The following is a 243-nucleotide window of genomic DNA, read 5'->3' as shown; positions in this document are numbered from 1 at the left end:
CCGAACGAGCTGGATTACTGGGGTCCCAACGGCATGGTGTTCTTCCGGAACGTGCAGTTTCGCTGGACGCCGATCCAGGGCGACAACGTGCTGGAGTTCGCGCTCGAGCGTCCTGGTGCCAGTGGTGACCAGGGAAGCTACGCTGACCGGATCAAGCTCACCGACGTCCTCGCCCGCTTCCCGGTGCCCGATTTTTCGGCGGCGTACAAGTGGGGTGGCCATGACTGGGGCTACCTCCGCCTC

At 64.2% G+C, this 243-nt stretch carries 1 protein-coding gene; it reads left to right on the top strand.

Annotated elements, in window-relative coordinates:
• Nucleotides 1–243 (top strand): hypothetical protein (locus tag HBA93_RS22970; protein WP_221724769.1); only part of this gene is annotated, 243 nt, incomplete at both ends.

The organism is Ochrobactrum sp. SFR4, from assembly GCF_019730395.1.
Taxonomy (GTDB): domain Bacteria; phylum Pseudomonadota; class Alphaproteobacteria; order Rhizobiales; family Rhizobiaceae; genus Pseudochrobactrum.
The sequence above is the reverse complement of the archived record's forward strand: the minus strand, read 5'-3'. Positions and strand labels throughout refer to the sequence as shown.